Consider the following 11,090-nt stretch of genomic DNA (forward strand, 5'->3'; position numbering starts at 1 on the left):
ACATATATATGCGCCTATTGTACGGTTTTTAAATCAAATATCCGAATAAGATCAACGTACGCGATACTACGGATGCTATTAGCATGAGCAATATTGTTATACTTTGGCGTTAATAATAAAAAGCTTCATAGGGTATGCGACCGTATGACCTCTTCAAATACACCTCTTAGCACACTCGTGCGACTGATCGATGGGATCAGTGAGTGGTCTGGCCGGGCTATCTCCTGGCTGACTCTGACTATGGTGCTGGCCACGTTTACCATCGTGGTGATGCGTTACCTGTTCAACACGGGCAATGTCGCCTTGCAGGAATCTGTGATCTACATGCACAGCTTCGTCTTTCTGCTAGGGGCCGCCTATACGCTAAAACATGATGGCCACGTACGCGTGGATATTTTTTATCGCCCGATGGGTGAAAAAGGTAAAGCCATCATCAACCTCTTCGGCACAGTGTGCCTGTTACTACCGGTGACCGGTTTTATTTTCTATATCTCCTGGGAGTATGTAGCCACGTCATGGGAGCTGACCGAAGGCTCTCAGGAAGCCGGGGGTATCCCTTTTCGATACATCCTTAAAACCAGTCTGTTATTAATGCCTGCAATGATGATGCTGCAAGGTATCGGTGAAATCCTGCGCAGCATATTAGTGCTGACCGGTCAGGGGCACTTGCTAGAGGAAGAAGAGGGTCACGCACTATGATGGAATTTCTACCTCTGCTGCTGTTTGTTGGCGCTATTTTTGTACTGTTGCTGGGCTATTCCGTGGCCTTCGCACTGGCGGGCACCGGTCTGCTGTTTGCAGCCATCGGGGCTTACACCGGACATTTTGATTCAGTTTTCCTTGAAGCAATCCCGAACCGCCTGTTTGGCATCATGAACAACGAGGTGCTGATCGCAGTACCACTGTTTGTGTTTATGGGTGTCATGCTGGAGAAATCCCGGATCGCCGAAGAGCTGCTGGATACCATGGCCTTGCTGTTTGGCCCCATGCGCGGTGGACTGGGCATCTCAGTCACTCTGGTTGGTATGCTACTGGCAGCCAGTACCGGTATCGTGGGGGCGACCGTTGTGACGATGGGCCTGCTATCACTGCCGACCATGCTGCGCCGTGGTTATGACCCCTCCATTGCGGCAGGTACTATCTGTGCTTCCGGTACGCTGGGTCAGATCATCCCGCCATCCATCGTACTGGTACTGCTGGGTGACGTAATCTCTTCCGCGTATCAGCAATCCCAGCTTGATCGGGGCATTTTTTCACCGGATACCGTCACGGTCGGCGACTTGTTCCTTGGCGCACTGATTCCCGGCCTGATGTTGGTGGGTGCGTATATTCTTTATATTGTATTTAAAGCAATCACGAAACCTGAGCTAGTACCGGCGATTCCTGCCGAAGAGCGTGACGCCGTTAACAATCTTGGTAGCCGGGTACTGAAAGCATTGGTGCCGCCCGTCCTGCTAGTTGGCCTTGTATTGGGTTCCATCCTTGGTGGACTGGCAACCCCTACCGAAGCAGCATCTGTCGGCGCTGTCGGAGCGATTGTGCTGTCGATGGCACGTAAAAGCTTCAGTTTGAATGTACTGCGTGAGGTGATGCGCTCCACCACTCAGGTCAGCTCGATGGTCTTTGTCATCCTGATTGGCGCATCGATCTTCTCACTGGTCTTCCGCGGTTATGGCGGTGATGACATGGTGCGGGACTTCCTCACCGAACTGCCAGGCGGCGTAGTCGGTGCGATGTTGCTGGTCATGCTGGTGATTTTCTTGCTCGGCTTCTTCCTCGACTTCATTGAGATCACCTTCGTGGTGATACCGATTGTCGCGCCGATTCTGCTGAATATGGGACTGGATCCTGTATGGCTGGGTGTGATGTTTGCGTTGAACCTGCAGACCTCATTCCTGACGCCACCGTTTGGTTTCGCCCTGTTCTATCTGCGCGGGGTAGCACCGGATAGTATCTCCACCATGCAGATCTACCGGGGTGTTATACCGTTCATCGCCATTCAGTTGATTGCCTTGGCGCTACTGGCCTACTGGCCAAGTCTGGCAACCTGGTTGCCGGATCTGGTGTACGGGTAAACTATTTAAAGCTGCAGCACGCGACTCGTGACTGCAGCTAAAACAGGCATAAAAAAAGCAGGCTTAGGGCCTGCTTTTTTGTGTACCGTTTATCTTATTTCAAGGAGCGAGCGTTCATATAAGCCTGCTCGGACACCGCATGCCATGCAGTCGCCTGATCGCGGAACTTCACGAAAGAGTCATACACTTTTTGTGCCATTGGATCTTTCGCAGCTTCTTCTGCAACCACTTCGTCAGACAAGGTTTTCAGTTTCTTCAGTACATCATCCGGGAACTTGCGCAGCTGTACGCCATGCTCTGTCACCAGCTGTTCCAGCGCACGGTTGTTCTTCGCAGTGAAGTCAGCCAGCATATCCTGGTTAGCCACGCGGATAGCATTACGTACCGCAACCTGCAGGTCTTTCGGCAACGCTTCGAACGCGTCCTTGTTGATGAAGCTTTCCAGCGTAGTACCTGGCTCATGCCATCCTGGGTAGTAGTAATACTTAGCAGCTTTATACAGACCGAACGCTAAGTCATTGTATGGACCTACCCACTCGGACGCATCAATCGCACCTGACTGCAGCGCAGGGAAGATCTCACCACCCGGCAGCAATACCGGAGTACCGCCCGCACGTTTCAGGACTTCGCCACCCAGACCAGGCATACGCATCTTCAGGCCTTTAACGTCATCCAGGCTGTTGATCTCTTTGTTAAACCAACCACCCATCTGCACACCCGTGCTACCTGCAGCACCTGGCACCAGACCAAACTTCGCGTACAGCTCTTCCCACAGCTCCATACCGCCACCGTGGTACAACCAGCTGTTCATCTCCTGAGCCGTCAGGCCAAAAGGTACCGCAGCAAAGAACTGCGCCGCGATGCTCTTACCTTTCCAGTAGTACGCAGCGCCGTGGCCCATTTCTGCCGTACCACGTGAAACAGCATCAAAGATTTCCAGTGCACCCACCAGTTCTTTTGCACCGTACACTTTTACCTGAACACGGCCGTTGGTCATTTCACCAATCAGCTTAGCCAGATAGTTTGCGCCAGTACCCAGTCCCGGGAAGTTCTTCGGCCACGTAGTGACCATTTTCCATTTGTACTCTGGTGCTGCATGGGCAGCGCCGGATGCCATTGCGCCGGCTGCCAATGTGGCCGCACCTGCGCCTTGCAAAAATTGACGACGTTTCACAAGCCTACTCCCTTGAATTATTTTTTTTGCAGTGGGATTGAAAATAGCACTCAGGGCGCCGACTCGCAATTGACATGAAACAGCGAACTACACCTGATCTTCATCTGGTACCACCGAAAAAACTTGAGCTGTGATACATATTTAGCAGTTGGGGCTATGAAAGCGTGATCTAAAAGGCTCCCTATCGTAGATAAGCTTGATATACTTTTGGCGATTGTTAGCCCGTGGGGAATAACCTTGAACTCCTTTAACCTGTTGAAGTCCATTGCCGATGCCCGGCCAAAGCTGCGAAAGTCTGAACAGAAGGTTGCAGACTTTGTACTGGCGCATCCCAATGACGTCATCCACATGCGTATTGTTGATCTGGCCTCGGAAGCCAATGTCAGCGAACCGACCGTGGTGCGCTTTTGTCGTGCGTTAAACTATGACGGTTTTCAGGACTTCAAACTGACGCTGGCACAGGGCGTTGCTTCAAATCCTAACTTTGAACAATTTTCTCTGAACCGCAAAGATACAGTCACCGAGTTCAAGACCAAGATCTTCGACTCTATGATCGGCAACTTGATGAATATCCGCGAACAGCTCGATCCGCAGATTCTTGAAGATGCCATTCAAGTGCTGGCTAAGGCCACCCGCGTCGAATTTTACGGCTTTGGTGCATCAGCACCGGTATGTACGGATGCGCAGCACAAGTTTCACCGTCTGCAGATCACCGCAACGTCTTATTCTGATCCACATATGCAGACCATCTCTGCTGTGACGCTCAAAGAAGGGGACGTTGTTGTCGCGATCTCCCAGACGGGGCGCACCAAAGACCTGCTGCATACCGTGAAGCTGGTACAAGAGACTGGTGCTACAGTGATATCTTTATGTCCGGGTGGTACCCCTCTGGCCGAACTGGCAACCATTGCCATTCCCATTGATGTGGAAGAAGACAAAGATCTAAGTACCCTGATGTCATCCCGCGTGATTCATCTGGTTGTTATCGACGTCCTCGCAGTGGGTGTGGCGATGAAGCTCGGACCGGGTTTGCTCGATCACCTTAAAACGATTAAGCGTAGCCTGCGGTCATTGCGCCAGAATGACAAACGTCCTCCGATTCGTCGTCAGGGACAATCCACTCTGGATCACGAATAACCCTCCACTGATCAGCATCAGTGGTCTGTTCAGGCCACTGATCTTTAGCTTTTAGACTAAGGTCTACCTCTCCCTTCTCAGCTTTAATTTTTCTGCAATGCAGAGCCGTTAGCATCCGTTCTGACTCTCAGATTGTTTGATATTTGCTCACATCTGCGATAAAAGAAAAACCAAGGGATGAATGCAGAGGCTGATTTCCCCATACGTAACCAGCGTATTTATTGCGGAAAACCAGCTTTGCACACCCTTCAACAGACTATCTCAGAGAGATCTTTGACTGTCCGGGTGGATGGCAGATCGATCTCCTGACTGTGATGATCTAGGAGCTTGAATTATGCTGGTTAGAAAAGAGCAGGACCTCAACACTATTCAGACAGAAGTGTTCGACTTGCTGGTCGGATACCAAGAAGAAGAGCAGCTAAGTAAAAAGAAAGTTGCTTCCCGCCGCTCCTTAAGAGCCCGCCGCGCGATAGAAAAACACTTCGAAGAAAAAAAACTGCACGATGATATCGACGAACTCTGGTTCAACGAATAATCAAACAAAAAAGCCAGCTGAGATTAACCTCGCTGGCTTTTTGATGCTTCGCTTATAGCAGTGGAGCCTCAGTACTCAGGGTAAAGAATATCCAGCGGAACTGAACGGCTACCTTCGACCACGATCGCGGCGTGCTTGCGCCGCAGCTGACGGGGTTCGGAAACACCACACGAGTGTGCAATCATCTCAACCTCATGTACCAGATGATCATGATAGTTGCGTACACGCTCTGCCTTATCTTCTGGAACAAGACCACGCTGAAGATCAGGATCGTGTGTAGTAATTCCGGTCGGACAGGTGTTCTTATTGCATTGCAGTGCCTGAATACAGCCCAACGCAAACATATAACCGCGCGCCGACACCACAAAATCAGCCCCCATGCAGATCGCGCCAGCCACATCCGTTGGATTAATCAGCTTACCCGATGCAACCACCCGGATACGATCACGCAGATCGTGCTCTACTAATTTATTCACCAGAATAGGTAAGCTCTCTCGCAGCGGCAGGCCAACACTGTCCATTAACGGCATCGGTGCTGCGCCCGTCCCCCCATCAGAGCTATCAAGCGTAATAAAATCTGGTGCGGCTTCTATACCACGGCTTTTTATTTTCAGGCAAAACTCATCCAACCAGCTCGCGTCACCCAGCACCAGTTTAAATCCGCAAGGTTTTCCACTCACATCGCGTACACGTTCAACCATATCCAGCAGATCATCGATACATGCAATGTCGGGGTGTCGGTTCGGACTGATGGAAGCTTCACCTAATGGGATACCACGAATATCCGCAATTTCTTTGCTCACCTTCTCCGCTGGAAGAATACCGCCTTTACCCGGCTTCGCACCCTGACTCAGTTTGATTTCGAACATCTTCACCTGAGGCAGCGCTGCTTTCTCTTTCAGCTTCTCGTCGTCCAGCCCACCCTCATCATTGCGTACGCCATACTTCGCGGTACCGATCTGATAAACAACGTCACAGCCGCCTTCGATATGAAATGGCGATAAACCACCCTCACCGGTATTCATCCAGCATCCAGCCTGTCTCGCACCATTCGCCAGTGCCAATACTGCTGGCCGGGACAACGCGCCATAGCTCATACCTGACACATTAAAGAACGATGGTGCATCGTAGGGCTGACGGCAAAACTGGCCAATCCGCAGCGGTTTCGTCGCGCTGGCATCTTCCTTCAAGGTCGGAAACGGGCAACTGAGAAAAAGATAGGTACCTGGAACACGCAGATCACGCGAGGAACCAAACGCTACCATGTTATCGACGTTTTTCGCCGCACGATAAACCCAGGAACGCTGTGCTCGGTTAAATGGCATCTCCTCACGATCCATCGCAAAGAAATATTGGCGAAAGAACTCGCCGACATGCTCAAACAGATAACGGAATCGTCCGACCAGAGGATAATTACGACGAATCGCTTGCTTCGTCTGATGTTTATCAACCTGATAAATCACCAGAGCAGCAACAATGCCTCCGACAACCAGCAGCAGCAACATAGCACCGGAAAAAGCGATAAAGTTGATAGCGAAATTAGTAACTGTGTCGTTCATAACACCTCCACAACAGACATCCGTGATCCAGTTCGCGGCATATCCCAGTGATTATTAGAGTTATTTTTGGCAGTGTAACTGATTGATCATTAACGGCGCATCCGCTTTTTGAGGACGCTTAGTATCCATCAGCGGAACAATACTGACATGACTTAATGATTTATCCCTGAAAAAAATAGCGGCCTAAGCCGCTATTTCTGAATAAACATAAAGTCCAAAGGACTACGCGGGTTATTCGACAGTGACCGATTTAGCCAGGTTACGCGGCTGATCCACGTCCGTACCTTTCAATACGGCCACATAGTAGGAAAGCAGCTGTAACGGGATGGTGTAGACAATGGCTTCGAGAATAGCAGGAACCTCGGGCACCTGAAGTACCTGAACGCCCTCTTCCTGTTTCAGTTCATTGCTGTCACCGGCAAACACAAACAGTTCGCCGCCACGCGCCTGTACTTCCTGCAGATTCGCTTTGAGTTTATCCAGCATGCCATTCTTGGGTGCCACCGTCACAACCGGCATATCCTTATCAACCAGTGCCAGAGGGCCGTGTTTCAGCTCACCAGCAGGATAAGACTCCGCATGGATGTAAGAGATCTCTTTCAACTTCAGAGCCCCCTCCATCGCGACGGGATACAACGGACCACGTCCCAGGAACAAGCTGTGCTGTTTTTCAGCAAACGCCGCAGACATCGTTTCAATATCCGCTGCCATCGCCAGAGATTCTTCCAGCAGTTCCGGTAAGGTTTGCAGAGCCGATACAATCTCGATCTCTTTTTCTTCAGTCAGACCATGACGACGACCTAACGCCAGAGTGGTCAGCATCAGAGCAACCAACTGGGTAGTAAACGCTTTGGTTGAAGCAACTCCAATCTCAGGACCGGCATTGGTCATCAGACAGATATCAGACTCACGCACCAGTGAACTGCCCGGTACATTACATACCGTCAGGCTGGCCAGTACTTTGTCTTTAACCTCACGCAGCGCGGCCAATGTATCAGCCGTTTCACCGGACTGGGAGATACTCAGGAATAAAGTACCTTCCGGCAAGACTACAGTTCTGTAACGGAATTCACTCGCCACTTCGACCAAGCACGGAATACCAACCAGTTCTTCGATCCAGTACTTCGCCACCAAACCGGCATGGTAACTGGTACCACACGCGATAATTTGTACTTGTTTAACCTGATCGAAAATCTCGGATGCACCTGCACCAAAGGCCTGCTCTAACAAACGGCCATTTGCCAGACGTCCTTCCATTGTCGCTTTTACAACGGTTGGCTGCTCGTAGATCTCCTTCAGCATATAATGCTTGAATTCGCCTTTATCCGCGGCAGACACACTGTGTTCGTATTGTTGAACGTCTCTCTCTACCGGCTGTGCATTCGCATCCCAGATAGCGATATCGTCTGTTGTCAGGCACGCAAAATCGCCTTCGTCCAAAAAGATAAAGCGGTCAGTAACCGACAACAATGCTAACTGATCAGATGCAATAAAGTTCTCACCAATACCAACACCGATCACCAGCGGGCTACCCTGGCGCGCGGCAATCAGACGATCAGGATGGTTCTTTTCTACCACACCCAGCGCAAATGCACCTTCCAGACGCGCAACACTGTTACGAACTGCATCCAGTAATTCTTCGCCATTGTTCAGCCGATCATTAATCAGGTGGGCGATGACCTCAGTATCCGTATCAGAACTAAACGCGAACCCTTTTTCGATCAACTCACGCTTAAGGACTTCGAAGTTCTCGATGATACCGTTGTGTACAACAGCCACACGCTCTGTCGACATGTGTGGATGGGCGTTTTTCTCAAGCGGCTTTCCGTGCGTCGCCCAACGCGTATGGGCGATACCCAAGCTACCCGGCAAAGGCTGTTCAGCCAAAGCATCTGCCAAGGACTGAACTTTACCGGTACGACGCCGACGGTCGATCGCTTCACCGTTCCAGACCGCCATACCAGCAGAATCATAGCCGCGATATTCCAGACGGCGCAGACCTTCGAGTAATATTTCAGAAATTGGACGCGCTGCTACAGCGCCAACAATGCCACACATAGATGCCTCTCCTTAGCTCTTTTTAACCGGACGCTGCCAGTTGCTCAGGTTGATTTGTTTGCCACGAGCTACTGCCAGCTGGTCGTCGTCTACCGCTTTAGTAATGGTTGAACCAGCGCCTACTGTCGCACCCGCACCGACACTAACTGGCGCGACCAGAGAGCTGTTAGAACCAATAAAAGCACCATCACCGATTTCGGTCAGTGATTTGTTCACGCCATCATAGTTACAGGTAATCGTACCCGCACCTACGTTTACGTTTTTACCGAGCTTAGCATCGCCAACATAGGTCAGATGGTTCACTTTAGAGCCTTCGCCGATCAGCGTTTTTTTGGTCTCTACGAAGTTACCAACCTTGGCTTTGTTCGCCAATTCAGTACCCGGACGCAAGCGGGCGTAAGGACCTACGTCACAGTTCTCAGCAACAACAGCATCCTCAAGATGGGAGTTCGCTTTGATCACCGTACCATCACCGATGCGGCTGTTACGAATAACACAATTAGACTCGATACGAACGTTATTACCGATATATACGTCGCCGTCCAGTACAACGTTCACATCAATCCAGATATCGTTGCCTTGTGTGACCGTGCCTCTTACATCAACGCGAGCAGGATCGGCCAATGTTGCACCATTGAGCATCAATCTCTCAGCATTACGCAATTGGTGCCAGCGTTCCAGTTCAGCCAGCTGTACACGGTTGTTTACACCCTGCACTTCCTGTTCTGTATTTGGCTGGATCGCCTTAATCGCCAAGCCCTGATTGGCAGCCATAGCGATAATATCCGTCAGATAATACTCACCCTGAACATTCTCAGATGACAATTGAGGCAGCCAGTCATTCAATTTACTCGCCGATACCGCAAGAATCCCCGTGTTCACTTCGCGAATTTCACGCTGAGCATCACTAGCATCTTTATGTTCAACAATGGCGATAACATTATCCGAGTCATCACGAACAATACGGCCGTAACCGGTAGGGTCCTGAAGGTCCACAGTTAACAGGCCAAAATCTCCAGATTCTGCAATTCCGACCAACTCCTGCATCGTAGCAGCGCTTGTCAGTGGCACATCACCGTACAGAACCAGCACCGTGCTATCAGCTGATACATTAGGCATCGCCTGTGCGACTGCATGGCCAGTACCCAGTTGCTGCTCCTGAAGCGCAAACTGAACCGGTTGAGTAGCAAGCGTTTCGCGTACCTTTTCGGCACCGTGGCCAATGACAGCATGGATCGCAGCGTCTTCCAGACTGCTGGCATTATCGATCACATGCTGCACCATCGCTTTACCACCCACTGAATGTAAAACTTTGGGTAAAGCAGACTTCATACGGCTGCCCTGGCCGGCAGCTAGAATAACGACATCAACTGACATGAGTAAGAAATGTTCCTTGGTCCGCAGACCCAATTAGAAATAAGTACTTGTATCTAAGATTGATTGCACTTTAAATTAATCCACACTGATTGCAATACAGGTTGTCATACAAAAATTGACAAAATGAATGATAAAATTTTTGAACAGTTAGGCCTCTCTCACCGAGAAGTTATTCTTTATCGTACCCTACTCACATTGGGTCCCAGCTCAATTCGTAATATCGCTGAGCAGGCCGGTATTAACCGTGGTACAGCCTACGAATGTCTAAAGGAGATGCAACTCAAAGGCGTTGTCACCTATCTCCCAAAAGGTAAACGGCGTTATTTTGCACCACGAGATCCCGACGTCCTATTACAAATGGCAGAGGAAAAAAGACAATCGTTAGACAGTGCGATTGAGCAACTCAAAAGCAGAGTTATTCCTGACCTGAATCACCTTCGACCTGATTTCAGCGCGGCGAACGTACAGTTTTATGAAGGGGATGCGGGCATTGAGCTGGTACTCAAGGATATATTGAATACGGTCTCCAGCCAGCAACAAAGAGAGTACTGCGTGTTCTCTTCCAAACCTATCCGCCCCCACCTCTACAGACCCTTTCCCAACTTCACAAACCAACGTATACAGAAAGGGATTGGGGTACGTGTTATTGCGATCGGTGACGGGGGTGAAGACGCCGAGTTATCTGAACGTAAGTGGATTCGTACCGAAGGTCCCGTTGACGCCGCATATATCGCTGTTTACCCACCAAAATGTGCCATCATCTCACTGGCCTCAGAGAACTACCCTACCGCAGTGGTAATCGATTCTGCAGAGGTTGCAGCCGCACAGAAGATCGTATTCGACACCTTGTGGGGCCTGTTGTAACCGTTCAATAGGCTCACCATCAAGACTGTAGGGTCGTCTTTAGGCGACCAGCGCTTTGGTGAAGCACGGATGGCTTGTTCAAGTTCGGAACTAAGGTGATTGGCAGAAGGCAGCTGCAGCCTGCCGGGTTGCCTGAAGACAACCCTACAATGTCGTGATAGGTGGGAGCGTTCGGTGCCAGTCTGAAGCCGATTGATCTGGCAGGGATATCGAATGTGCTGAGGGTCGCCGTGATTGATCTCCGGCCATAACGAAAAAACCCCAGCTGCATCGCAACTGGGGTTCTCTCTCATACCACAAGGGTACTAATT

The 11,090-nt window shown here is 50.4% G+C and carries 9 protein-coding genes; 5 read left to right on the top strand and 4 right to left on the bottom strand.

The features are described from left to right. The first annotated feature begins 144 nt into the window (after positions 1–144). On the top strand, positions 145–699 hold the full coding sequence (locus tag IOQ59_RS20195) for a TRAP transporter small permease subunit (protein ID WP_193955285.1): 555 nt from the start codon (positions 145–147) through the stop codon (positions 697–699). Then, positions 696–2,075, top strand: coding sequence for a TRAP transporter large permease (locus IOQ59_RS20200; protein WP_193955286.1), 1,380 nt, complete (start codon positions 696–698; stop codon positions 2,073–2,075). The genes IOQ59_RS20195 and IOQ59_RS20200 overlap by 4 nt, the downstream gene beginning before the upstream one ends. A gap of 94 nt (positions 2,076–2,169) precedes the next feature. On the opposite strand, the gene IOQ59_RS20205 is transcribed toward IOQ59_RS20200, so the two are convergent. After that, on the bottom strand, positions 2,170–3,249 hold the full coding sequence (locus IOQ59_RS20205) for a TRAP transporter substrate-binding protein (protein ID WP_371871901.1): 1,080 nt from the start codon (positions 3,247–3,249) through the stop codon (positions 2,170–2,172). A gap of 237 nt (positions 3,250–3,486) precedes the next feature. Here IOQ59_RS20205 and IOQ59_RS20210 point away from each other — a divergent pair, with 237 nt between their 5' ends. Continuing rightward, positions 3,487–4,386, top strand: coding sequence for an SIS domain-containing protein (locus IOQ59_RS20210; protein WP_193955287.1), 900 nt, complete (start codon positions 3,487–3,489; stop codon positions 4,384–4,386). A 334-nt stretch (positions 4,387–4,720) separates the two neighbouring features. Further along, positions 4,721–4,921 (top strand): PA3496 family putative envelope integrity protein, encoded by a 201-nt coding sequence (locus IOQ59_RS20215; RefSeq protein WP_193955288.1) that lies wholly within the window; start codon positions 4,721–4,723, stop codon positions 4,919–4,921. A 68-nt stretch (positions 4,922–4,989) separates the two neighbouring features. Here the strand turns inward: IOQ59_RS20215 and IOQ59_RS20220 are convergent, their stop codons facing one another. The 3 genes from IOQ59_RS20220 to glmU all read right to left on the bottom strand — a co-directional run bounded on the left by IOQ59_RS20220 (position 4,990) and on the right by glmU (position 9,915). Beyond that, positions 4,990–6,480 (bottom strand): FMN-binding glutamate synthase family protein, encoded by a 1,491-nt coding sequence (locus IOQ59_RS20220; protein ID WP_193955289.1) that lies wholly within the window; start codon positions 6,478–6,480, stop codon positions 4,990–4,992. A gap of 231 nt (positions 6,481–6,711) precedes the next feature. Continuing rightward, positions 6,712–8,538, bottom strand: coding sequence for a glutamine--fructose-6-phosphate transaminase (isomerizing) (glmS, locus tag IOQ59_RS20225; RefSeq protein ID WP_193955290.1), 1,827 nt, complete (start codon positions 8,536–8,538; stop codon positions 6,712–6,714). Positions 8,539–8,550: 12 nt separating this feature from the next. Then, the gene (glmU, locus tag IOQ59_RS20230) at positions 8,551–9,915 is read right to left on the bottom strand and encodes a bifunctional UDP-N-acetylglucosamine diphosphorylase/glucosamine-1-phosphate N-acetyltransferase GlmU (RefSeq protein WP_193955291.1); all 1,365 of its coding nucleotides are present in this window, start codon (positions 9,913–9,915) and stop codon (positions 8,551–8,553) included. 123 nt (positions 9,916–10,038) lie between these two features. Here glmU and IOQ59_RS20235 point away from each other — a divergent pair, with 123 nt between their 5' ends. After that, positions 10,039–10,779, top strand: coding sequence for a TrmB family transcriptional regulator (locus IOQ59_RS20235; RefSeq protein ID WP_193955292.1), 741 nt, complete (start codon positions 10,039–10,041; stop codon positions 10,777–10,779). Positions 10,780–11,090: the final 311 nt, after the last annotated feature.

Source organism: Pontibacterium sinense (assembly GCF_015209595.1).
Classification (GTDB): Bacteria; Pseudomonadota; Gammaproteobacteria; order Pseudomonadales; family Balneatricaceae; genus Pontibacterium; species Pontibacterium sinense.